We start from the raw sequence: 21,909 nt of genomic DNA, 5'->3' as shown, positions 1-21,909 counted from the left end.
GCGGCGGCCATGGTGCCGTCACATGCCGTTGGCGAAGGCCCGGTTGTCCAGGTCGATGCTTTCACGCACCGGCCTCAGAGCCCAGGCGTACTTGGCCAGGATGTCCAGGTCATAGTCGATGCGGGCACGCAGGCGAAGGTCGTCCTCGTCGGCAGGCTCGGGGCCGTTCAGCACGCTCTCGACATGGCGCACGATCAGGTGCTCGGGCAGGTAGCAGAGCCGGCAGTTCTTGTAGCTGGAGGCCCGCAGCTCGCTGATCGGGTAGGCGCCACCTACTCCCGCGGAGACGCCGACCAGCAGCGCGGGCTTGTGCGCCAGTTCGCTCTTGCCGGCGTAGATGAAGAAGTTCTTGATCGCCGGGCAGGCCATGCCATTCCACTCCGGGGCGACGATCAGCACGGCATCGGCCGCTTGCAGCTGCTGCTGGTAGAGGCCCCAGGGGCCGCTATCCTCGGCGGGCCACAGCGGCAACGGGGCGAGGCCCAGATCGATCAGGCTGCTGGAGTCCTGATCGACCAGCTCCAATTGCAGCAGACGCTGGCGGAGAAAACGGGCGACCTTGCCTGACTGGCTATTGCTGCGGCTGGAGCCGGCCACTAGAGCGATATTCAGCATTTTGCTATCCCTGAAGTTAAAGCGCCCAGGCTAGCGGCGGCTGGCCCAGACGGCAAGGGCCGGGCCAGGTGTACAGGCCCATGGCAAGGAGCCTGTACACCAGTCTGCAGGCGCAACTTCAGACGCGGAACTGATCCATCAGGCTCTGCTGGTGGTTGGCCAGGCGATTGAGGTTCTGACTGACCTGCGCCGATTCGTCGGCCTGGCTGGAGATGGCTTCGGTGACGTCGCGGATCGAGGCGACGTTGCGGTTGATCTCCTCGGCCACCGAGCTCTGTTCCTCGGCGGCGCTGGCGATCTGCAGGTTCATGTCGGTGATCACGCTGACCGCCTGGCCGATGCGCTGCAGGGCGGCGACCGCCTGTTCGACCTGCTCGACACTGCCCTGGGCCTGGCGGTGGCTGCTGTGCATGCTGCTGACCACCTCGCGGGTGCCGCTCTGCAGGCCCTCGATCACCTGGCGGATCTCCTCCACCGAGTCCTGGGTGCGCTTGGCCAGGTTGCGCACCTCATCGGCGACCACGGCGAAGCCGCGGCCGGCCTCGCTGGCGCGGGCCGCCTCGATGGCGGCGTTGAGTGCCAGCAGGTTGGTCTGTTCGGCGATCGAGCGGATCACCTCCAGCACCGAGCCGATCTGCTCGCTGCTGCTGGCCAGGCCCTCGACCTCCTGCATGGCCTGGCTCATGGCGCTGGCCAGCCGTTCGATGGAGGCGGTGGTCTGATCGATCACTCCGAGGCCTTCGCGGCTGGCCTGATCGGCGCTGCGCGCGGCTTCGGCGGCCTGGGCGGCGTTGTGCGCGACGTCCTGGGCGGTGGCGCTCATCTCCTGGAAGGCGGTGGCGACCTGATCGACCTCGCGGAACTGCTGCTGCATGCCGGCGCTGGTCTGGCTGGCGATGGCGGCCGACTGGTCGGCGGTGCCCCGGGCATCCTGCACGCTGCGTTTGACGTCGGCGATCACCGGCTGCAGCCTGTCGAGGAAGCGGTTGAACCAGCCGGCCAGCTCGCCCAGCTCGTCCTGCTTGCCGTAGTCCAGGCGTCGGGTCAGGTCGCCTTCGCCGCTGGCGATGTCCTCGAGCATGGCGGCCACGCCGAGGATCGGCCGAGTCACGCCGCGGGCGGTCAGCCACATCAGCAGCAGGCCGGCAACGACCGCGGCCAGGCCGATCAGCAGGCTCAGGCTGCTATCGGCGGTGCGCTGGGCGTCGAGTTGCTGCTCCAGTTGCAGGGCCGGGCCGAGCAGGACCTGCTCGGGCACCTCCAGCAGCACACTCCAGGGTTCGGCTGTGGGGATCGGCTTGAAGGGCTGCAGCACGCGCATCATATCGCCGTGCTGCAGCTCTGCTTGGTCGCCGCTGTTGATCAGTGGGCGCAACTCGGCGGCAAACTCGCCATAGGCCTTGTCGACCGAGCTACCGAGCGCGCCGGCATCGCGGCTGTGACCGGCCAGCAGCGCCGCGGGGCTGAAGATGCTGATATGGCCTGCGCCCGCGTAGAGGTCGCGATTGGCCTCCTGGCTCAGCTGCTGCAGGCTGTCCAGGCTGATGTCCACACCCATGACGCCGATCACCTTGCCGTCCAGCTCCAGGGGGAAGGCGATGCTGGTCATCAGTACCCGCTTGCCGCCGACCTCGTCGAAGTAGGGCTCCAGCACACAGGTCTTGCGACTGTCGCGCGGGCAGGTGTACCAGGCGTTGTAGGGCTCGCCGCTGGGGCCGATCTTGGTGTCGCCGAGCATCTCCTCGTTCATCGACACGGACTCCAGCTGGCCCGGCGAGGGCTGTGCCCAGTACAGCGAGAAGCGCCCCTGGTCGTTGCTGCCCAGTTCGGCCTGCTCGGCGAACAGCTCGTCCTTGCCGTCCAGGGCATTGGGCTCGAACACCAGGTAGAGGCCGAGCAGGGCCGGGTTGGCCTCCAGGCTGCTGCGTACCTGGCGGGTCAGGTCTTCGCGCAGGTCGAAGGCATCGAGGAAGCGCTTCTCGGCCTGGTCACGGAGGAACAGGATCTGCCGGGAAAAGCCCTTGCCGTACTGGTAGGCATCCATGAAGTAGCGCTGGATGCGGATCGCCTGCAGCTCGCCCCGGGCCTGCAGGCGCAGCTTGGCGCTGTCCTTGAGCATGGCGCTGCTGGAATCGCGCACCAACGCGGCGCTGCGTGTGGACTGCAACAGCGAAGTCCCCACCAACAGGGTGACGATGAAAATCAGACAGAGACCGGCCAGGAGGCTGATTTTCAACTGGATGGACAGGCGGCTGGGCGACATGCAGCGCTCCCTTTATCTGAACGATGATTGGCGTGATCGGCCGACCGGCGACTTTCTTGATAGATCCGGTGCAGGTGGCACGGATGTTCGGCGATAGGAAACGGTCGGCCTGCAGGGTGCTGAATTATGCACGATGCGATCAGTATTTCGCACGTCGTGATTTTGACAGCCACCGGAGCTTGCGGCAGAGTACGCCGCTTTTTTCCGGGCGCAGGGGTAGTCGCTGCGTTCCTTGTTTCAGCGCAAGCCCCTGGGAGGGCTCTTATGAATGCAGTAATCGCAGCGGTCGGCGTCATGCTGATCCTCAGCCTGTGCCGCGTGCACGTGGTGGTCGCCCTGATCGTCGGTGCGCTGCTCGGCGGCCTATTGGGCGGTCTGGGTGTCGAGGGCTCGCTGGCCGCCTTCAATCGGGGGCTGGGCGGGGGGGCCACCGTGGCCCTGTCCTATGCGCTGCTCGGGGCCTTCGCCGTGGCCATCGCCAAGTCCGGGTTGGCCCATGCCCTGGCCGACAGGGCGCTGGCCATGGTCGGCAAGCAGCAGGGCGAGGGCGGCACGCTGCTCAAGTGGCTGCTGATCGCCCTGCTGATGGCGGTGGCCATCGCCTCGCAGAACATCCTGCCGATCCATATCGCCTTCATCCCGCTGCTGGTGCCGCCGCTGCTCTATGTGCTGAGCAGGCTGCGGGTCGATCGCCGGCTGGTCGCCTGCGTGCTGACCTTCGGCCTGGTCACCCCCTATATGTTCCTGCCGGTGGGCTTTGGCGGGATCTTCTTGAACGAGATCCTGCTGGCCAATGTGGCCAAAGCCGGCGTGGACGTCAGTGACGTCAGCCTTAGTCGGGCCATGGCCATTCCGGCCCTGGGCATGCTGTTCGGGCTGTTGGTGGCGGTGCTGCTGAGCTATCGCGGCAAGCGGGTGTACGACCTGGCGAAGATCGAACAGGTCGAACGGGTCGATGTCGCCTACAACCCCCTGAGCCTGCTGGTGGCCGGCGTGGCGATAGGCGCGGCCTTCACGGTGCAGCTGTGGCTGGACTCGATGATCATCGGTGCGCTGGTGGGCTTCTTGATCTTCTCGCTGTCCGGGGTGGTGCGCTGGAGGGAGGCCGACGGCCTGTTCACCGAGGGCATGAAGATGATGGCGATGATCGGCTTCATCATGATCGCCGCCGCCGGCTTCGCCGAGGTGATGAAGGCCACCGGCGAGGTGAGGACCCTGGTCGACGGCGCAGCCGAGCTGATCGGCCACGACAAGGCGAGCGGCGCGCTGCTGATGCTGCTGGTCGGCCTGCTGGTGACCATGGGTATCGGATCGTCCTTTTCCACCATCCCGATCATCGCCGCGATCTTCGTGCCCCTGGGACTGCAGCTGGGCTTCAGCCCGCTGGCCATCGTCAGCATAGTCGGTACTGCCGGCGCCTTGGGCGATGCCGGCTCGCCGGCCTCCGACTCGACCCTGGGACCCACCGCGGGGCTGAACGTCGACGGTCAGCACAACCACATCTGGGACAGCGTGGTGCCGACCTTCCTGCACTACAACCTGCCCTTGCTGGCGTTCGGCTGGTTGGCGGCGATGGTGCTCTGAGGCATAGGGGCGGCATGTTGCGGCGGGGTTGCCGGGTATTCGGCGACCCCGCTTTCGTTCAGCCCAGGCTGATGGTGCTGAGCATGGCCAGCAGCGGTTGCGGGTAGACGCCGATGGCGAAGGCCAGCACCGCCACCAGCAGCAGCATCATGCCGCCGGCGCGCTGGCCCCAGTTGAACGGCGCGTCGTGGCGGCGCAGGTTGGGCTCGTTGAGGAACAGGGTGACCATCACCCGCAGGTAGTAGAATACGGCGATGGCGCTGCCCAGCACCAGGGCGCCCAGCAGCCACCAGAGCTGGGCCTGCACGCCGGCGGCGATGACGTAGAACTTGCCGATGAAGCCGGCGGTCAGCGGAATGCCGGCCAGCGACAGCAGCATCACCGTGAGCACCGCGGTCAGGTAGGGGCGGCGCCAGAACAGTCCGCGGTATTCGTACAGGGCGTCGGCATCGCGGCCGTTGTAGGGCGTCGACATCAGGGTGATCACACCGAACGCACCGAGGCTGGTCAGCACGTAGGTGGCCAGGTAGACGCCGATGGCCTCCACCGCCAGCCCCTTGCTGGCCACCAGCGCCACCAGCAGGTAGCCGAAGTGGGCGATGGAGGAGTAGCCCAACAGGCGCTTGAGGTTGCTCTGCAGCAGGGCCAGCAGGTTGCCGAACAGGATCGAGGCGATGGCGATCAGGGTCAGCAGGTCGTTCAGCCAGCCGCCGGCGGTGGCCGGGGATATCTGGTACAGGCGCAGCAGCACGGCGAACACCGCGACCTTGCTGGCCGTGGCCAGGAAGGCCGCCACGGGCGCCGGCGCACCCTCGTAGACGTCCGGGGTCCACAGGTGGAAGGGCACCAGCGACAGCTTGAAGGCCAGGCCGATCAGCATCATGCCGATGCCGATCTGCACCAGCAGGCCGCTGCCGCTGGCGAGGCTGGCGCCGATCTGGCTGAAGCCGAGGCTGCCGGAGTCGGCATAGAGCAGGGCCATGCCGAACAGCAGGAAGGCGCTGCCGGCGGCCGACAGCACCATGTACTTGATGCCCGCTTCCAGCGAGCGCTTGTCGAAGAAGGCATAGGCCACCAGGCCGTAGATCGGCACCGACAGCAGCTCCAGGCCGATGAACAGGCCCGCCAGGTGCTGCGCGCCAGCCAGGACCAGGCCACCGGCGGCCGACAGCAGCATCAGCAGGTACATCTCCTCGCGGTTGCCCGGATACCCCTGGCGGCTGCCCTGGCCGGTGCTCAGGGTGGCCTCGCCGAGGTAGGCGTGGGTCAGGGTCACGCAGGCCAGGGTGGCGACCAGTATCAGGGCCATGTAGTAGCAGGCGAAGCGGTCCACCAGCAGCAGGGGCGTGACCTGTATCGGGGCGATACTGAGCACCGGGACGATCGACAGCAGGGCCAGGTTGAGGCCGAGCACCGAGAGCACGAAGGTCAGGCCGTGGTTGCGCTTCCAGGCGATGGTCAGCATCACCAGGATCAGCGTGGCGCTGGTCACCAGCAGCGGCAGCAGGGCGATGGCGTGCTGGAGGGTAAATTGCGTGGCGCTGCTTTCCATAAGACCTTTACCTGACCGAGGCGAATTGGCTGAGGCTGTGGCTGAACCACTGCTGCACGCCCTGCATGCTGGCCGCCGAGGTGTCGAGCACCGGCTGCGGGTAGAGGCCAAGCAGCGTCAGCAGCATGGCCAGCCCCAGCACCATGCCCAGCTCGCGGGGCTTGAGGCCGAGCAGGGCGCCTTCCGCCTTGGCCGGGCCGAAGAAGGCGCGGTGGATCATGATCAGCGAGTAGACCGAGCCGAACACCAGGCCGCTGGCGGCCAGCACGGTGATCCAGGGCGCGCCGGGGAAGGTGCCGACGAGGATGAGGAACTCGCCGATGAAGTTGCCGGTGCCGGGCAGGCCCAGCGCCGCGGCGGCGAAGAACAGGCACAGCGCCGGCAGCCAGGGCATGCGCGCCCAAATGCCACCCATCTCGCGCATGTCGCGGCTGTGCAGGCGCTCGTAGAGCTGGCCGCAGAGGATGAACAGCGCGGCGGCGGACAGGCCGTGGGCGAGCATCTGCACCACCGCGCCCTGCAGGGCGATCTGGCTGCCGGAGTAGATGGCGATCAGCACGAAGCCCATGTGCGACACGCTGGAATAGGCCACCAGGCGTTTGATGTCGGTCTGGGCGAAGGACAGCAGGGCGCCGTAGACGATGGCGAACACGCCCAGGCCCATGGCGACCGGGGCGAACTCCACCGAGGCGTTGGGGAACAGCGGCAGGGCGAAGCGGATCATGCCGTAGGCGGCGGTCTTGAGCAGGATGCCGGCCAGGTCCACGGAGCCGGCGGTCGGCGCCTGGGCGTGGGCGTCCGGCAGCCAGGAGTGGAACGGCACCACCGGGAACTTCACCGCGAAGGCGACGAAGAAGCCCAGCATCAGCAGGTATTCGGTGCCCGGCGTCAGCTCGGTCTTGAGCAGGTCGGCATAGTTGAAGGTCAGTACGCCGGTGCCGTTGAAGTGGACGAACACCAGGGCGAGGATCGCCACCAGCATGATCAGGCCGCTGGCCTGGGTGTAGATGAAGAACTTGGTGGCGGCGGTGATGCGGGTCTTGCCAGCGCTGCCGCTGTGGCCCCAGAGCGCGATGAGGAAATACATCGGCACCAGCATCATTTCCCAGAAGAAGAAGAACAGGAACAGGTCGATGGCCAGGAACACGCCCACCACACCGCCGAGAATCCACATCAGGTTGAGGTGGAAGAAGCCCACGCGGTTCTGGATCTCATGCCAGGAGCAGAGCACCGAGAGTACCCCCAGCAGGCCGGTTAGGCTGATCATCAGCACCGACAGGCCATCGAGCGCCAGGTGCAGGCTGATGCCCAGGCGCTCGATCCACTGCAGCTGAAACTCCTGGGCCCAGCGCGGCTCGACGCCGGGCGCCGGGGCCAGGCCGAAGTCGCCACTGGACCACAGCCACAGGCCCAGGCCGAACAGCAGGCTCATGGTCAGCAGCGCCACCCAGCGCGGCAGCGTGGTGCCCAGGCGCTCACCCAGCCAGCACAGCAGACCGCCGATGAAGGGAATCAGGACTAGCCAAGGCAAGATCATGATGGGCGGGTTCCTTTCGCTATTAGTCAGGGTCGACCCAGCAGCACGACGGCCAGTACCAGCACGGCGCCGCCGACTATGGAGGCCGCGTACCAGCGCAGCTGTCCGGTTTCGCTGCGGCTGAGGACGCCGTGGCCGCCACGGGCCAGGCGCGGGATCACGCCGATGCTGAAATCGATCGGGTCGCGACCGAGCAGCCGGCAGGCCAGCAGATAGGGGCGCACGAACAGCTTGTCGTAGAGCCAGTCGAAGCCCCAGGCGGCGAGCCACCAGGCGCCGAGCAGACGCCCCGGCGCGGTTCGGGCAACGGCGCCGACCAGGCGGCGCCTGCCGAGGAACAACAGGGCGGCGAGGAGGATGCCGGCCAGGGCGATCAGTCCCGAGGCCAGCTCCAGGCTGTGCTTGGCCGCGCCGCCGGCGTGGCCGACGCTCTGCGGCAGCACGCCGGCCAGCGGCGGGCTGATCAGGGCGCCGATGAAGGTCGAGAGGACGATCAGCGCCGCCAGCGGCAGCCAGTGGGCCACGCCGTGACCCGCGTGAGCCTCGGTTTTCGCTTCACCATGGAAGGCGATGAAGATCAGGCGGAAGGTGTAGATGGAGGTGAGGAAGGCGCCGGCCAGACCGGCATAGAGCAAGCCGCTGTGGCCGCTGGCGAAGGCCTCCCAGAGGATCTCGTCCTTGGAGTAGAAGCCGGCGGTGACCAGCGGCAGGGCGGCCAGGGCGGCGCCGCCGACTATGAAGCTGGCATAGGCCAGCGGCAGTTTGCGCCACAGCCCGCCCATCTTGAAGATGTTTTGCTCGTGGTGGCAGGCGTTGATCACGCTGCCAGCGGCGAGGAACAGCAGGGCCTTGAAGAAGGCGTGGGTCATCAGGTGGAAGATTGCCGCGCTCCAGGCGCCGACGCCGAGGGCGAGGAACATGTAGCCGATCTGGCTCATGGTCGAGTAGGCGAGGATGCGCTTGATGTCGGTCTGCACCAGGGCGGCGAAGCCGGCCAGCACCAGGGTCGCGCCGCCCACCAGGCCGACCAGCTCGAGAATCTCCGGGGTCAGCAGGAACAGGCCATGGGTGCGGGCGATCAGGTAGACCCCGGCGGTGACCATGGTGGCGGCGTGGATCAGCGCCGAGACCGGGGTCGGACCGGCCATGGCATCGGCCAGCCAGGTCTGCAGCGGCAGCTGGGCCGACTTGCCGACCGCACCGCCGAGCAGCATCAGGGTGGCCAGCCACAGCCAGCTGTCGCCGGCGACGTACTTCTGCGGCGCCAACAGCAGCAGCTCCTGGATGTTCAGGGTGCCGAGCCGGGAGAACAGGATGAACAGGCCGATGGCCATGAACACGTCGCCGACCCGGGTGACGATGAACGCCTTGAGCGCCGCATTGCCGTTGGCCCGGTGTTTGAAGTAGAAGCCGATCAGCAGGTAGGAGCACAGCCCCACGCCTTCCCAGCCGAGATAGAGGAACAGCAGGTTATCGCCGAGCACCAGGAACAGCATGCTGGCGATGAACAGGTTGGTGTAGGCGAAGAAGCGCGAATAGCCTTCCTCGCCACGCATGTACCAGCTGGCGAACAGGTGGATGAGAAAGCCGACCCCGGTGACCACTCCGAGCATGGTCAGCGACAGGCCGTCCAGGTACAGGGTGAAACTGGGAGCGAAGCCGTCCACCGCCATCCACTGCCACAGCAGCTGGCCGTAGGCGCCGCCCGCAGGCGGCGCGACATTGAACTGCCAGGTGACCCAGGCGGCGGTTAGCGCCGACAGGCCGACCGAGCCGACGCCGATCAGCGCCGCAGTATTTTCCGAGCAACGGCCGCGGCTGAAGGCCAGCGCCAGCCAGCCGAGCAGGGGGAACAGGCAGGTCAGGAAGAGTAGGTTCATCCGCGCATCTCGCTGGCTGCGTCGATATCCAGGGTGTTGAAGCGGCGATACAGCTGCAGCAGGATCGCCAGGCCGATGCTGGCCTCGGCCGCCGCCAGGCTGATCACCAGGATGAACATCACCTGACCGTCAGCCTGGCCCCAGCGTGCGCCGGCGACCACGAAGGCGAGGGCGGCGGCGTTCATCATCACCTCCAGGCTCATCAGCACGAAGAGGATGTTGCGGCGCACCATCAGGCCGACCAGGCCGATGGCGAACAAGGCGCCGGCCAGGGCCAGGCCGTGCTCCAGTGGAATACCGCTCATGGCGTGGCCTCCTTGGCGTCGTGGCGACCGAGGTGGTAGGCGGCCACTAGGGCGGCCAGCAGCAGCATGGAGGCCAACTCGACGGCCAGCAGATAGGGGCCGAACAGGCTGATGCCGACCGTCTTGGCCTCCACCGTGACCTGGCCGATGAGGGCGCCGCTCGGCGCGCTGAACAGCACATAGAGCAGCTGGCCGAGCAGCAAGGCACAGAGCAGGGACGGCCCGAACCAGATGCCCGGCGTGAGCCAGTGGCGTTCCTGCTCAACGGCGGCGGCGCCGAGGTTGAGCATCATCACCACGAAGACGAACAGCACCATGATGGCGCCGGCGTAGACGATGATCTCCAGGGCCCCGGCGAAGGGGGCGCCGAGGCTGAAGAACACCATGGCCACCGCCAGCAGGGAGATGATCAGGTACAGCAGGGCGTGTACCGGGTTGGTGCCGGTGACCACCCGCAGGGTGGCGATCAGGGCGACGCCGGCGGCGAAATAGAAAGCCAGTTCCATCTTTTCAGGCCTCAGGGCAGCAGAGTCTTCACGTTGATCGGTTCGGCCTCGTTCTGCGCGGCGCCCTTGGGCTTGCCGGCGATGGCCAGGCCGGCGACGCGGTAGAAGTTGTAGTCGGGGTATTTGCCCGGGCCGGATATCAGCAGGTCTTCCTTCTCGTACACCAGGTCCTGGCGCTTGAACTCGCCCATCTCGAAGTCCGGGGTCAGTTGGATCGCCGTGGTCGGACAGGCCTCCTCGCACAGGCCGCAGAAGATGCAGCGCGAGAAGTTGATGCGGAAGAACTCCGGGTACCAGCGGCCGTCCTGGGCCTCGGCCTTCTGCAGCGAGATGCAGGCGACCGGGCAGGCCACCGCGCACAGGTTGCAGGCCACGCAGCGTTCCTCGCCGTCGGGGTCGCGGGTCAGGACGATGCGCCCGCGGTAACGCGGCGGCAGGTACACCGCTTCTTCCGGGTATTGCAGGGTGTCGCGAGGGCGAAAGCCGTGGGCGAAGATCATCGCCAGGCTGCGCAGCTGGGTGTAGGTGCCGTGGATCACATGCCTGATGTACTTGAACATGGTGTTCTCCTTACCTAGCCGCGACCAGCACCAGGGCGCCGGTCACCAGCAGGTTGAGCAGGGTCAGCGGCAGGCAGAATTTCCAGCTGAAGGCCATGACCTGGTCGTAGCGCGGTCGCGGAATCGAGGCGCGCAACAGGACGAAAAGCATGATGAAGAAGGCGGTCTTGGCGGCGAACCAGAAGAAGGGGATCTGCGGCAGCAGGCCGAACGGGCCGTGCCAGCCGCCGAAGAACAGGGTCACCAGCAGCGCCGAGATGGTGACGATGCCGATGTACTCGCCGACGAAGAACATGCCCCATTTCATCCCGGCGTATTCGATGTGGTAGCCGTCGGCCAGCTCCTGTTCGGCTTCCGGCTGATCGAAGGGGTGGCGGTGGGTCACCGCGACGCCGGCGATGAAGAAGGTACAGAAGCCGAAGAACTGCGGCACGATGAACCACAGGTGCCGGGCCTGGTAGTCGACTATGTCGCGCAGGTTGAATGAGCCGGCCTGGGCCACCACCCCCATCAGCGCCAGGGCCAGGAACACCTCGTAGGACACGGTCTGCGCCGAGGCGCGCAGGGCGCCGAGCAGGGCGTACTTGTTGCTGCTGGACCAGCCGGCGAACAGCACGGCGTAGACCGACAGGCCGGCCATGGCGAAGAAGAACAGGATGCCGATGTTCAGGTCCGCCACGCCCCAGGTCGGGGTGATCGGGATGATGGCGAAGGCGATGAGCATGGCGCTCATGGCGATCAGCGGGGCCAGGGTGAAGATCACCTTGTCGGCGAAGGGCGGCGTCCAGTCTTCCTTGAAGAACATCTTGAGCATGTCCGCGGCGATCTGGAACAGGCCGAACGGCCCCACCCGGTTCGGTCCGTAACGATCCTGCCACCAGCCCAGCAGGCGGCGCTCGACGAAGCTGAGCAGGGCGCCGCAGACCACCACGACCAGCAGGATGACCACGGCCTTGATCACCGCCGTCAGGATGTCGAGCAGCTCGGGCGTCAGCCAGTTCATTGCGCGGCCTCCCGGATCGCCGTCACCGCAGCGCCGGCGATCGCCGGGGGAATGCCGGGCAGGCCGGCGGGCAAGCCGACCAGGCCACAGGCGAGGTCTTCGTGCATCCGGAGTGGCAGGCGCAGGGGCTGGCCATTCAGGGTCAGGTCGAGCAGGGCGCCTTCATCGACGCCGAGGCGCGACGCCTCTGCCCGGCCGAGGGCGACATAGGCCGCGGGGGCGCGGGCCTGGATCGGCGCGGCACGGGCGGAGGTCTCCTCGCTGCCGAACAGGTGATGCAGCGGCACCGCCTGCAGGCTGCCTTGGGCCGGGGCGAAGGCGGCACAGGGGGAAAACCAGGGTAACGGCGTGCCAGCGGCCTCGATCAGGCGCACGCCGGGATCGCCGGCGCGCAGGTGGCCGCCGACCTCGTCCTGGAACTTGTTCCAGGCCTGGGGCGAGTTCCAGCCCGGGGACCAGGCGAAGGGAATCTGCTGGCGGGGTTCGCTGGCGCCGGCGTAACCCTCCATGGAGAAGGCGAAGGCGGAGTCCTGATCCTGGGGCTGCCGGGGTTCGTGCACGCTGATATTGGCGCGCATGGCGGTGCGGCCGCTGTAGCGGTGGGGCTCGCGCGACAGCCTGAGGCCCTTGATGCGGAAGCTGGCAGAGGGTGCGGCAGCTTGGATACCGGCCAGTGCCGGGGCGTCGGCGGCACAGGCTTCGGTGACCTGATCCAGTTGGCTCCAGTCGACCGGCTTGTCCTGCAGGGTGCTGTGCAGCGCATGCAGCCAGCGCCAGCCCTCGCGCACCAGGTTGTCGCCGTCGTAATAGGTCGGATCGAAGACCTGGAAGAAGCGTTGGGCGCGCCCCTCCTGGCTGACCAGGGTGCCGTCGGCTTCGGCGAAGCTGGCGGCCGGCAGCAGCAGGTGGGCCTTGGCTGCGGTTGGGGTGTGCTGATGATCGGCGACCACCACCACCCGGGCGGCGGCCAGGGCGGCATCGACCCGGGCGGCCTCGGCGTGGCGGTAGAGGTCGTTCTCCAGCACCACCAGGGCGTCGGCCGCGCCGCAGCTGAGGGCCTGCAGCGCGGCGTCCAGGGACTGCTTGGCAAGATTCTCGCCCTGCAGCAGGGCCAGCCCCATGCTGTTGGCGTCCGGCACCACCAGGCTGATGGAGCCGTTTCTCTCGCGGTTCTTCAGGGCGCCGGCGATGTTGGCGGCGGCCTCGATCAGCGTCCGGCTGCCCAGGGAGGCGCCGGATACCAGCAGCGGGCGCTCGGCGGCCAGCAGGGCATCGGCGATGCGCCGGGCCAGTGTGGCGGCGTCGGCGTCGAGGCCGGCCACGGCCGGGGCGCTCGGGTCGATGGCGTGGGCCACGGCGAAGCCGAGGCGGGCCAGGTCGTCCGGTGCGGCGTGCACGCACTCACGGGCGACGTCGTCCAGGCGGGTGGCGCAGACGCTGGCGATAAACAGCGGACTCCGCGCGTCCTGGGCCACGTTTTGCACCGCGGCCATGTGCCAGTCCTGAATCTTCATCGCGGCGGCCATGGCCTTGGCCTTGCCCTTGACCGCCTGGCGCAATGCCAGGGCCAGGCGTGCCGAGGTCTGGGTCAGGTCCTCGCCGAGGACGAACACCGCGTCGTGGGCCTCCACCTCGCGCAGAGTCGGCACCGGCAGCGGGCCGTTCTGCAGCACCTCGCGGATCAGCTGCAGCAGCTGCAGCTCAGCTTCGGCCAGGCCGGCGTAGAAGTGTTCGGCGCCGACCAGCTGGCGCAGGGCGAAGTTGCTTTCCAGGCTGGCGCGGGGCGAGCCGATGCCGATCACCTTGCGCTTCTTCAGCAGTGCGGCGGCCTGATCGAGGGCCGAGTCCAGACCCATCTTCATCTGGCTCAGCACCATCAGCGGCTGGCGCGGGCGGTCCGGGCGGTTGACGTAGCCGTAGCCGAAGCGGCCGCGGTCGCAGAGGAAATACTGGTTCACCGAGCCGTTGAAGCGGTTCTCGATGCGGCGGATTTCGCCGTAGCGCTCGCCCGGGCTGATGTTGCAGCCGGCGGCGCAGCCGTGGCAGATGCTCGGGGCGAACTGCATGTCCCACTTGCGGTTGTAGCGCTCGGAGTGGGTCTTGTCGGTGAACACGCCGGTCGGGCAAACCTCGACCAGGTTGCCGGCGAACTCGCTCTCTAGGGGGCCGTCCTCGACCCGCCCGAAATAGACGTTGTCGTGGGCGCCGTAGACGCCCAGGTCGGTGCCGCCGGCATAGTCCTGGTAGTAGCGCACGCAGCGGTAGCAGGCGATGCAGCGGTTCATCTCGTGGGCGATGAAGGGGCCCAGCTCCTGGTTCTGGTGGGTGCGCTTGGTGAAGCGATAACGGCGGGCGCTGTGCCCGGTCATCACCGTCATGTCCTGCAGGTGGCAGTGGCCCCCTTCCGCGCACACCGGGCAGTCGTGGGGGTGGTTGGTCATCAGCCACTCCACCACGCTGGCGCGAAACTGCCTGGCCTCTTCGTCGTCGATGGAGATCCAGGTGTTGTCCGCGGCCGGTGTCATGCAGGACATCACCAGGCGACCACGGCTGTCGTTCTCGTCGGCGAACTGCTTGACCGCGCACTGGCGGCAGGCGCCGACGCTGCCCAGGGCCGGGTGCCAGCAGAAGTAGGGGATATCGAGCCCCAGGGACAGGCAGGCCTGCAGCAGGTTGTCTGCCCCATCGACTTCCAGATCTTTGCCGTCTACGTGGATAGTGGCCATGTCGGTTGTCTTCTTACCCGCCGCGGCGGGCGTGGCTAATGGATTCTCGGTGGGTCGCGGGCCGGGTCAGTGGCCTAGCGACGCAATGCTTCATGCCGGAGCCAATTGGTCGCTGCCTGTGGGTGCGCTCTGGCGGGCGAGGCCCGCCTCGAACTCCCCGCGGAAATACTTCAGTGCACTGGCCAGCGGCTCCACCGCCCCCGGCGCGTGGGCGCAGAAGGTCTTGCCGGGGCCGAGGAAATTGCACAGCTGTTCCAGGGTCTCCAGGTCGCCCGCCTGGCCCTCGCCGCGCTCCAGGGCGCGCAGCAGCTTGACGCTCCAGGGCAGCCCGTCGCGGCACGGTGTGCACCAGCCGCAGGACTCGCGGGCGAAGAACTCCTCCAGGTTGCGCAGCAGCGCCACCATGCCGACGCTGTCGTCCACCGCCAGTGCCAAACCCGTGCCCATGCGGGTGCCGACCTTGGCGATACCGCCGGCGTACATCGCCGCGTCCAGGTGTTCCGGCAGCAGGAAGCCGGTGCCGGCGCCGCCGGGCTGCCAGCATTTGAGGCGATAACCGTCGCGCATGCCGCCGGCGTAGTCCTCGAACAACTCGCGGGCGCTGATGCCGAAGGGCAGCTCCCACAGGCCGGGCTGCTTCACCTTGCCGGAGAAGCCCATCAGCTTGCTGCCGTGGTCCTCGCTGCCCGGGCGGGCCAGGCTCTTGTACCAGTCCACGCCGTTGCCGATGATCGCCGGCACGTTGCACAGGGTTTCGACGTTATTGACGCAGGTGGGCTTGCCCCAGACGCCGACGGCGGCCGGGAAGGGCGGCTTGGCGCGCGGGTTGGCGCGGCGCCCCTCCAGGGAGTTGATCAGCGCCGTTTCCTCGCCGCAGATGTAGCGCCCGGCGCCGGTGTGCACGAACAGCTCGAAGGAAAAATCGCTGCCCAGGATGTTCTGGCCCAGCAGGCCGGCGGCCTTGGCCTCGGCGATGGCGCGGTTGAGGATGTCGGCCGCGTCGACATATTCGCCGCGCAGGAAGATATAGCCGCGATAGGCCTTGAGCGCCCGGGCGCTGATCAGCATGCCTTCGATCAGCAGGTGCGGCAGCTGCTCCATGAGCAGACGGTCCTTCCAGGTGTTGGGCTCCATTTCGTCGGCGTTGCACAGCAGGTAGCGGATGTTCAGCGACTCGTCGGTGGGCATCAGGCCCCACTTCACCCCGGTGGGAAAGCCGGCGCCGCCACGGCCCTTGAGGCCCGACTCCTTGACCCGCTGCACGATGTCCTCCGGGGCCATCTCGGCCAGGGCCTGGCGTGCGGCGGCATAACCGTTCTTCTGCTGGTACTCGTCGAGCCACACCGGCTGGGCGTCGTCGCGCAGGCGCCAGGTCAGCGGATGGCTCTGCTCGGGCCGGGCGCAGCGGTTGGCCGGGCCGATCGAGGTCAGCGTCTTGGCACTCATGCATAGCCCTCCAATAGCCGGGCGACAGCCTCGGGACGGACATCGCCGAAGGTGTCGTCGTCGATCATCAGCGCCGGGGCCTTGTCGCAGTTGCCCAGGCAGCACACCGGCAGCAGGGTGAAGCGGCCGTCGGCGCTGGTCTGCCCCAGGCCGATGCCCAGTTCTTGTTGAATACTAGACAGCAGCGACTCATGGCCGCCGATGAAGCAGGTCATGCTGTCGCACACGCGAATGATGTGGCGCCCCACCGGCTGGCGGAAAATCTGGCTGTAGAAGGTGGCGACGCCCTCGACGTCGCTGGCCGGGATGCCGAGCACCGCGCCTATGGCCTCGGCCGCGCCGTCGGGCACCCAGCCGCGCTCCTGCTGGACTATCTTCAGCGCCTCGATGGACGCCGCCCGCGGGTCCTCGTAGTGGTGCATCTCCTGCTCGATGGCCGCGCGCTCTCGGGTGCTGAGCACGAAGCGGTCGGTTTGGATCAGGTCGGTCTGGCTCATGTCAGCGGTCCACATCGGCCATGACGAAGTCGATACTGCCCAGGTAGGCGATCAGGTCGGCCACCATGCTGCCGCGGATCACCGAGGGGATCTGCTGCAGGTGCGGGAAGCTCGGGGTGCGAATACGGGTGCGGTAACTCATGGTGCTGCCGTCGCTGGTCAGGTAGTAGCTGTTGATGCCCTTGGTCGCCTCGATCATCTGCAGGGACTCGCCCGCCGGCATCACCGGCCCCCAGGAGACCTGCAGGAAGTGGGTGATCAGCGTCTCGATGTGCTGCAGGGTGCGCTCCTTCGGCGGCGGCGTGGTCAGCGGGTGGTCCGCCTTGTAGGGGCCTGCCGGCATGTTGTTCAGGCACTGCTCGATGATGCGTACGCTCTGGCGCATCTCCTCGATCCGTACGATGCAGCGGTCGTAGGCGTCGCCGTTGTGGGCCAGCGGAATGTCGAATTCGAAGTGTTCGTAGCCGGAATAAGGGCGCGCCTTGCGCAGGTCGAAGTCGAGGCCGGTGGCGCGCAGGCCGGCGCCGGTGACCCCCCATTCGAGGGCTTCCCGGGTGTTGTACTGGGCGATGCCAATGGTGCGCCCGCGCAGGATGCTGTTGTGCACGGCGGCCTTCTCGTACTCGTCCAGGCGCTTGGGCAACCAGGCGACGAATTCCCTGACCAGGGCGTCCCAGCCCCGCGGCAGGTCATGGGCGACGCCGCCGATGCGGTACCAGGCCGGGTGCATGCGAAAGCCGGTGATGGCCTCGATCACCTGGTAGGCCCGCTGGCGGTCGGTGAAGGTGAAGAACACCGGGGTCATGGCGCCGACGTCCTGGATATAGGTGCCGAGAAACAACAGGTGGCTGGTGATGCGGAAGAACTCCGCGAGCATCACCCGGATGAAGTCGACCCGGTCCGGCACCTGGATGCCGGCCAGCTTCTCCACGGCGAGGACGTAGGGCAGGTTGTTCATCACCCCGCCCAGATAGTCGATGCGGTCGGTGTAGGGGATGAAGCTGTGCCAGGACTGGCGTTCGGCCATCTTTTCGGCGCCGCGGTGGTGATAACCGATATCCGGCACGCAATCGACTATTTCCTCGCCGTCGAGCTGCAGGATGATGCGGAAGGCACCGTGGGCCGAGGGGTGGTTGGGGCCGAGGTTGAGGAACATGTAGTCCTCGTGCTCGCCATGGCGCTGCATGCCCCAGTCCTCGGGGTTGAAGCGCGCGGCTTCCTCCTCCAGTTGTTGCTTGGCCTGGGTCAGGCTGAAGGGGTCGAACTCGGTGGCCCGGGCCGGATAGTCCTTGCGCAGCGGGTGGCCTTGCCAGGTCGGCGGCATCATGATGCGGCTGAGATGGGGGTGGCCGCGGAAGCTGATGCCGAACAGGTCCCAGACTTCCCGCTCGTACCAGTTGGCGTTGGGCCAGATCGCGGTGGCGCTGGGCAGTTCGAGATCGTCTTCGGCCAGCGCCACCTTGATCATCAGGTCGCTGTTCCGCTCGATCGACAGCAGGTGATAGAACACCGTGAAGTCCGCCTGCGGCAGGCCGCGGCGCTGGGTGCGCAGACGCTCGTCGATGCCGTGCAGGTCGTAGAGCATGACGTAGGGGCGCGGCAGGTCCCGCAGGAAACGGAGCGTCTCGATCAGCCGGTCACGGGTCACCCAGACCACCGGCATGCCGGTGCGCGTGGTCTGCAGGGTCAGGGTTTCGGCGTCGAAACGGGCCTGCAGCTCGGCGACGACGTCCTGGTCGTCGGCCTTGTAGGGTGGCGGTGACACGGCGCTGTCTGCGGTCATGGTCTCGGTCGCTATCGGTCAACCTAGGGATAAAATGGGTTTCCAGCCGGCGGCCGACGTCAAACCTCGTCGGGGCTGCGCAGCTGGGTGACGGCGATGCGCTGGGCGCGTCGTTGCTCGCGCTGCGACGGCATCTCGGCGCGGTACACCCCCTGGTCGCCGACCACCCAGGAAAGCGGGCGGCGCTCCTGGCCGATGGATTCCTGCAGCAGCATCAGCCCCTGCAGGAAGGCCTCGGGGCGGGGCGGGCAGCCGGGGACGTAGACATCGACGGGGAGAAACTTGTCCACCCCCTGGACCACCGAGTAAATGTCGTACATGCCGCCGGAGTTGGCGCAGGAGCCCATGGAAATGACCCACTTGGGCTCGAGCATCTGTTCGTACAGGCGCTGGATGATGGGCGCCATCTTGATGAAGCAGGTCCCGGCAATGACCATGAAGTCGGCCTGGCGCGGCGAGGCGCGAATGACTTCGGCACCGAAGCGGGCGATGTCGTGGGGCGCGGTGAAGGCCGTGGTCATCTCCACGTAGCAGCAGGACAGGCCGAAGTTGTAAGGCCAGAGGGAGTTCTTGCGCCCCCAGTTGACGGCGTCATGGAGCACGTTTTCCAACTTGCCCATGAAGATGTTCTTGTGGACCTGGTCGTCTAGCAGTGGATCGGCAACGGTCTCGCGCTGGCCGATCGGATACTGCTCGTTCGGCGCATCCGGATCGACCCGGGTAAGTTTGTATTGCATCGCCAGAGCCTCATTTTTTTAGCTTCGCCTGCCGTTCGCGGCGTCCCGTCGGTGCCCAGTCGAGCCCGCCGATGCGCCAGAGATAGACAAGGCCGGCCAACAGAATCGCTATGAAAATAGTAGCTTCGATAAAGCCGGCCCAGCCGCTTTCGCGTACGGAGACGGCCCAGGCGAAGAGAAACAGGGCTTCGACATCGAAGATCACGAAGAGCATCGCGACCAGATAGAACTTTGCGGAAAAGCGCAGGCGGGCGCTGCCGGTGGGCAGCATGCCGGCCTCGAAGGGCTCATTCTTGCGCCGGCCCCAGGCCTTGCCGCCCAACAGGCTGGACAGGCCGAGCATGAAGGCGCAGAGCCCGGCGATGCCGAGCAGGAACACGGCCAGCGCCCAGTCATGGGACAAGATGGTGCTTGCTTCCGACATGCCGGTATCCCCCTGGAAAGGAACGGCGTTCTGCGCAACTTATTGGATTTGTTTGTCTCGGCCGCTCTGCCGTGAGCGGTCGAGACTCTGCATTGAGCTTAGGCCCGTCATGCGCGGCTGGTAAGTTTTTCGCCAACAAAATTTTAGGATAGGCCCGCAAGGCCTTGTTTTAAGACGCTGCCGGTGGCGCGACGACAGGGCTGTGGGCTGACCGGGCATTGGCCCTGAGGTGCGGGAAATGGGCGACCGGACCATTGCGACCGGCCGCCCGAGGTATGGCTTACAGCAGGCGCCGGCCGTCCTCGCGGCTGATGATCAGGGTCGCCGAGCGCGGCCGCTTGCCGGGGCCGTCCGGCCAGGTACTGAGCAGGTTGCCAGCCGTCGACCCCTCGCCCGGATGCTGGATGTTGACGAACAGCGTGCGGAAGTCCGGGGTGGCGCTGATGCCGGTGATCTCCGCGCCCAGGGGGCCGACCAGGAAGCGCTTGAGTTCACCGCTCTTCGGATCGGCGACCAGCATCTGGTTGTTGCCGAAGGGGCCGCTGCGCAGCTGGTTGCCGCTCATGTCGGTCTGGATCCACAGGCGGCCCTCCGGGTCGAACCACAGGCCGTCGGGGCTGGCCAGCAGGTTGTCGGCGTTCAAGGGCTGGCCGTTCGGCCCTAGGCTGTCGCTTTCCGGGCCGGCCAGCAGGAACAGGCTCCAGGTGAAGCTGCGTCCGGCATAGTTCCAGCTGCGTTCGCGCCAGCGAATGATATGGCCGTAGGCGTTGGCCGGGCGCGGATTGGCCGCGTCGCCCTCGCTGCGCGAACTGTTGTTGGTGAGGGTGAAGTAGACCTCGCCGTTGTCCGGATTGACCGCCCCCCATTCCGGACGGTCCATCTTGGTGGCGCCGAGGATATCGGCGGCCAGGCGGGTGTTGATCAGTACCTCGCCCTGGTCGGCGAAACTCACGCCGGCGGCGCGGCAGGCCTTCTGGAAGGCCTTGTCATGGATATCCAGGGCCAGCCACTTGCCCCTGCCATTGGCGTCGAAACGGGCGACATAGAGCGTGCCGTCGTCCAGCAGGCTGCCGTTGCTGCGGCCGGGGCGATACTTCGCGCGGCTGACATATTTATAGATGTACTCGTTCTGCGAGTCGTCGCCGGAGTAGCACACCACCGGGCGGCCCGGCTTGACCGGGGCGAATACCAGGCCCTCGTGGGCGAAGCGCCCCAGGGCGGTACGTTTGACCGGCACCGATTCGGGGGCGAAGGGGTCGATCTCGACTATCCAACCGAAGTGGTTGGGTTCGTTGCGGTAGTCGCCAGCGGCGTGGGCCGCCTTGCGGGTGGCGTCGAAGCGCTCGAACTCGTCGCCGGCCAGGGTCTCCCAGCCGTAACGGCTGCTGCTGCGCAGGCCATAGCGACTCAGCTCCCGAGGCAGTGCGCTGTCGCGAGAGGCGAAGTAGCCGGCCCAGTTCTCTTCGCAGGTCAGGTAGGTGCCCCAGGGAGTGAAGCCGTTGGCGCAGTTGTTCTGGGTGCCGCGGGTGGCCGTGCCGTCCGGGCTGTAGCGGGTCTGCAACAGGGCATGGCCGCGGGCCGGGCCACGGATCTGCATGGGCGTGGCGGCGGTGATGCGGCGGTTGCGCGCGCTCGGCAGCACCTCCCAGTCGCCCAGCGGGTTGCGACGGATTTCCACCACCGAGACGCCGTGGGCATTGATTTCCTTGCGGACCTCTTCGGCGCTCACGCGCTTGCCATCCATCACGGTCGGCCCGCTGGGGTGGATCAAGCCGGCGTCGATGTATTCGTGGTTGAGCACCAGCAGGCCGTGATCGCTGCTGCGGCCACGGCCGCGTTGGGCATCGATGGGGAAGAAGTGCATGCCGTCATGGTGCATACCGGTCTGCTGGGCCTGGTCTGCGGCGCTGTTGCTGGCGTCCTCGAGAAAGGCCGGATAGCTGCCGGTGATGGGCGTGCCCCAGGGAATGAAGGGCGTGGCCTGGTAACCGGCCGGGACGCTGATGCCGTCGGCACGGCTGATGGCCACAGGGGTAAAGGGCAGCCTGGTCCGCGGTCTGAACAGCGGCTGGGCCTGCGACGTATCGGCCGCTGGCGCGGCTTCGCTGGTGCCCGGCAGGGCGGCGCCGAGAAAGGCCAGGGCACCCAGCGCCGCACCGCCGGCCAGCACCTGACGTCGCGCCAGGCCGGTGTTGATCAGCTCGTTGAAATGCGAATTGCTGGAATGGTTGCTGGGCAGTTCATCGCCACTGCCGAACAGTACGCTGTGGTCATCTTCCTGGCGCATGGGGGCTCCTTGGGGCTAATCGACGGAGCCATGACGCTAACCAAGGAAAGCGACGGGACTATGACAAGGCTTGTGCGCCAGTCGACAGTCAGGCCAGTTGCCGCTTCTGGGTGGGGCAGAAAAGAAAAACCCAGCATCTCTGCTGGGTTTTTCCTACGCCACGCTCAGGCGGAATGCGGGGTTCCGCCTGGCCGAGCCGGTTCC

Annotated in this window: 16 protein-coding genes and 2 pseudogenes; 1 reads left to right on the top strand and 17 read right to left on the bottom strand. The window is 67.0% G+C overall.

Annotated features, from left to right (window positions below; all coding sequences use genetic code 11):
- Positions 1-18: 18 nt before the first annotated feature.
- The 3 genes and pseudogenes from SBP02_RS10660 to SBP02_RS20925 form a co-directional block, all read right to left on the bottom strand.
- Positions 19-615: an NADPH-dependent FMN reductase gene (locus SBP02_RS10660; RefSeq protein WP_318641422.1), complete on the bottom strand. Its 597-nt coding sequence runs from the start codon at positions 613-615 to the stop codon at positions 19-21.
- 118 nt (positions 616-733) lie between these two features.
- Positions 734-1,258, bottom strand: a pseudogene (locus SBP02_RS20930) (methyl-accepting chemotaxis protein); the annotation flags it as partial.
- Positions 1,259-1,591: 333 nt separating this feature from the next.
- Positions 1,592-2,659, bottom strand: a pseudogene (locus SBP02_RS20925) (PDC sensor domain-containing protein); the annotation flags it as partial.
- A 483-nt stretch (positions 2,660-3,142) separates the two neighbouring features.
- Here SBP02_RS20925 and SBP02_RS10650 point away from each other — a divergent pair.
- The gene (locus tag SBP02_RS10650; RefSeq protein WP_318641418.1) at positions 3,143-4,462 is read left to right on the top strand and encodes a Na+/H+ antiporter family protein; all 1,320 of its coding nucleotides are present in this window, start codon (positions 3,143-3,145) and stop codon (positions 4,460-4,462) included.
- Between the two features lie 58 nt (positions 4,463-4,520).
- On the opposite strand, the gene nuoN is transcribed toward SBP02_RS10650, so the two are convergent.
- From nuoN to SBP02_RS10580, 14 genes are all read right to left on the bottom strand, one after another.
- Complete coding sequence (nuoN, locus tag SBP02_RS10645; RefSeq protein WP_318641416.1) at positions 4,521-6,014, bottom strand: NADH-quinone oxidoreductase subunit NuoN; 1,494 nt, start codon at positions 6,012-6,014, stop codon at positions 4,521-4,523.
- 7 nt (positions 6,015-6,021) lie between these two features.
- The gene (gene nuoM / locus SBP02_RS10640) at positions 6,022-7,551 is read right to left on the bottom strand and encodes an NADH-quinone oxidoreductase subunit M (protein WP_318641414.1); all 1,530 of its coding nucleotides are present in this window, start codon (positions 7,549-7,551) and stop codon (positions 6,022-6,024) included.
- 26 nt (positions 7,552-7,577) lie between these two features.
- The gene (gene nuoL, locus SBP02_RS10635; RefSeq protein ID WP_318641412.1) at positions 7,578-9,431 is read right to left on the bottom strand and encodes an NADH-quinone oxidoreductase subunit L; all 1,854 of its coding nucleotides are present in this window, start codon (positions 9,429-9,431) and stop codon (positions 7,578-7,580) included.
- Positions 9,428-9,736 (bottom strand): NADH-quinone oxidoreductase subunit NuoK, encoded by a 309-nt coding sequence (gene nuoK / locus SBP02_RS10630; RefSeq protein ID WP_318641410.1) that lies wholly within the window; start codon positions 9,734-9,736, stop codon positions 9,428-9,430. Before nuoK ends, nuoL begins: the two co-directional genes overlap by 4 nt.
- A complete protein-coding gene (nuoJ, locus tag SBP02_RS10625) occupies positions 9,733-10,242 on the bottom strand; it encodes an NADH-quinone oxidoreductase subunit J (protein ID WP_318641408.1) in 510 nt (169 codons plus the stop codon). The genes nuoK and nuoJ overlap by 4 nt, the downstream gene beginning before the upstream one ends.
- A gap of 11 nt (positions 10,243-10,253) precedes the next feature.
- Positions 10,254-10,802: an NADH-quinone oxidoreductase subunit NuoI gene (nuoI, locus tag SBP02_RS10620; RefSeq protein ID WP_318641406.1), complete on the bottom strand. Its 549-nt coding sequence runs from the start codon at positions 10,800-10,802 to the stop codon at positions 10,254-10,256.
- A gap of 10 nt (positions 10,803-10,812) precedes the next feature.
- Complete coding sequence (nuoH, locus tag SBP02_RS10615) at positions 10,813-11,805, bottom strand: NADH-quinone oxidoreductase subunit NuoH (RefSeq protein ID WP_318641404.1); 993 nt, start codon at positions 11,803-11,805, stop codon at positions 10,813-10,815.
- Entirely contained in the window at positions 11,802-14,531 is a 2,730-nt protein-coding gene (gene nuoG, locus SBP02_RS10610) for an NADH-quinone oxidoreductase subunit NuoG (RefSeq protein ID WP_318641402.1), read from the bottom strand. Before nuoG ends, nuoH begins: the two co-directional genes overlap by 4 nt.
- A 90-nt stretch (positions 14,532-14,621) precedes the next feature.
- Positions 14,622-15,977, bottom strand: coding sequence for an NADH-quinone oxidoreductase subunit NuoF (nuoF, locus tag SBP02_RS10605; protein ID WP_318641400.1), 1,356 nt, complete (start codon positions 15,975-15,977; stop codon positions 14,622-14,624).
- Positions 15,974-16,474: an NADH-quinone oxidoreductase subunit NuoE gene (gene nuoE, locus SBP02_RS10600; RefSeq protein WP_318641398.1), complete on the bottom strand. Its 501-nt coding sequence runs from the start codon at positions 16,472-16,474 to the stop codon at positions 15,974-15,976. Before nuoE ends, nuoF begins: the two co-directional genes overlap by 4 nt.
- A 1-nt stretch (position 16,475) precedes the next feature.
- The gene (gene nuoC, locus SBP02_RS10595; protein WP_318641395.1) at positions 16,476-18,257 is read right to left on the bottom strand and encodes an NADH-quinone oxidoreductase subunit C/D; all 1,782 of its coding nucleotides are present in this window, start codon (positions 18,255-18,257) and stop codon (positions 16,476-16,478) included.
- 59 nt (positions 18,258-18,316) lie between these two features.
- Positions 18,317-18,994 carry an NADH-quinone oxidoreductase subunit B gene (locus SBP02_RS10590; protein ID WP_318641393.1) on the bottom strand — a complete coding sequence of 226 codons (678 nt, stop codon included), beginning with the start codon at positions 18,992-18,994 and terminating at the stop codon, positions 18,317-18,319.
- Positions 18,995-19,004: 10 nt separating this feature from the next.
- Positions 19,005-19,418 (bottom strand): NADH-quinone oxidoreductase subunit A, encoded by a 414-nt coding sequence (locus SBP02_RS10585; RefSeq protein ID WP_318641391.1) that lies wholly within the window; start codon positions 19,416-19,418, stop codon positions 19,005-19,007.
- Between the two features lie 280 nt (positions 19,419-19,698).
- Positions 19,699-21,705, bottom strand: coding sequence for a PhoX family protein (locus tag SBP02_RS10580; RefSeq protein WP_318641388.1), 2,007 nt, complete (start codon positions 21,703-21,705; stop codon positions 19,699-19,701).
- Positions 21,706-21,909: the final 204 nt, after the last annotated feature.

Origin of the sequence: Pseudomonas benzenivorans (assembly GCF_033547155.1) — a bacterium.
Lineage (GTDB): Bacteria > Pseudomonadota > Gammaproteobacteria > Pseudomonadales > Pseudomonadaceae > Aquipseudomonas > Aquipseudomonas benzenivorans_B.
The sequence above is the reverse complement of the archived record's forward strand: the minus strand, read 5'-3'. Positions and strand labels throughout refer to the sequence as shown.

Coding starts and splice junctions, on each gene's coding strand:
- SBP02_RS10660 (WP_318641422.1), bottom strand. CDS start 615: ATGCTGAATATCGCTCTAGTGGCCGGCTCCAGCCGCAGCAATAGCCAG.
- SBP02_RS10650 (WP_318641418.1), top strand. CDS start 3,143: ATGAATGCAGTAATCGCAGCGGTCGGCGTCATGCTGATCCTCAGCCTG.
- nuoN (WP_318641416.1), bottom strand. CDS start 6,014: ATGGAAAGCAGCGCCACGCAATTTACCCTCCAGCACGCCATCGCCCTG.
- nuoM (WP_318641414.1), bottom strand. CDS start 7,551: ATGATCTTGCCTTGGCTAGTCCTGATTCCCTTCATCGGCGGTCTGCTG.
- nuoL (WP_318641412.1), bottom strand. CDS start 9,431: ATGAACCTACTCTTCCTGACCTGCCTGTTCCCCCTGCTCGGCTGGCTG.
- nuoK (WP_318641410.1), bottom strand. CDS start 9,736: ATGAGCGGTATTCCACTGGAGCACGGCCTGGCCCTGGCCGGCGCCTTG.
- nuoJ (WP_318641408.1), bottom strand. CDS start 10,242: ATGGAACTGGCTTTCTATTTCGCCGCCGGCGTCGCCCTGATCGCCACC.
- nuoI (WP_318641406.1), bottom strand. CDS start 10,802: ATGTTCAAGTACATCAGGCATGTGATCCACGGCACCTACACCCAGCTG.
- nuoH (WP_318641404.1), bottom strand. CDS start 11,805: ATGAACTGGCTGACGCCCGAGCTGCTCGACATCCTGACGGCGGTGATC.
- nuoG (WP_318641402.1), bottom strand. CDS start 14,531: ATGGCCACTATCCACGTAGACGGCAAAGATCTGGAAGTCGATGGGGCA.
- nuoF (WP_318641400.1), bottom strand. CDS start 15,977: ATGAGTGCCAAGACGCTGACCTCGATCGGCCCGGCCAACCGCTGCGCC.
- nuoE (WP_318641398.1), bottom strand. CDS start 16,474: ATGAGCCAGACCGACCTGATCCAAACCGACCGCTTCGTGCTCAGCACC.
- nuoC (WP_318641395.1), bottom strand. CDS start 18,257: ATGACCGCAGACAGCGCCGTGTCACCGCCACCCTACAAGGCCGACGAC.
- SBP02_RS10590 (WP_318641393.1), bottom strand. CDS start 18,994: ATGCAATACAAACTTACCCGGGTCGATCCGGATGCGCCGAACGAGCAG.
- SBP02_RS10585 (WP_318641391.1), bottom strand. CDS start 19,418: ATGTCGGAAGCAAGCACCATCTTGTCCCATGACTGGGCGCTGGCCGTG.
- SBP02_RS10580 (WP_318641388.1), bottom strand. CDS start 21,705: ATGCGCCAGGAAGATGACCACAGCGTACTGTTCGGCAGTGGCGATGAA.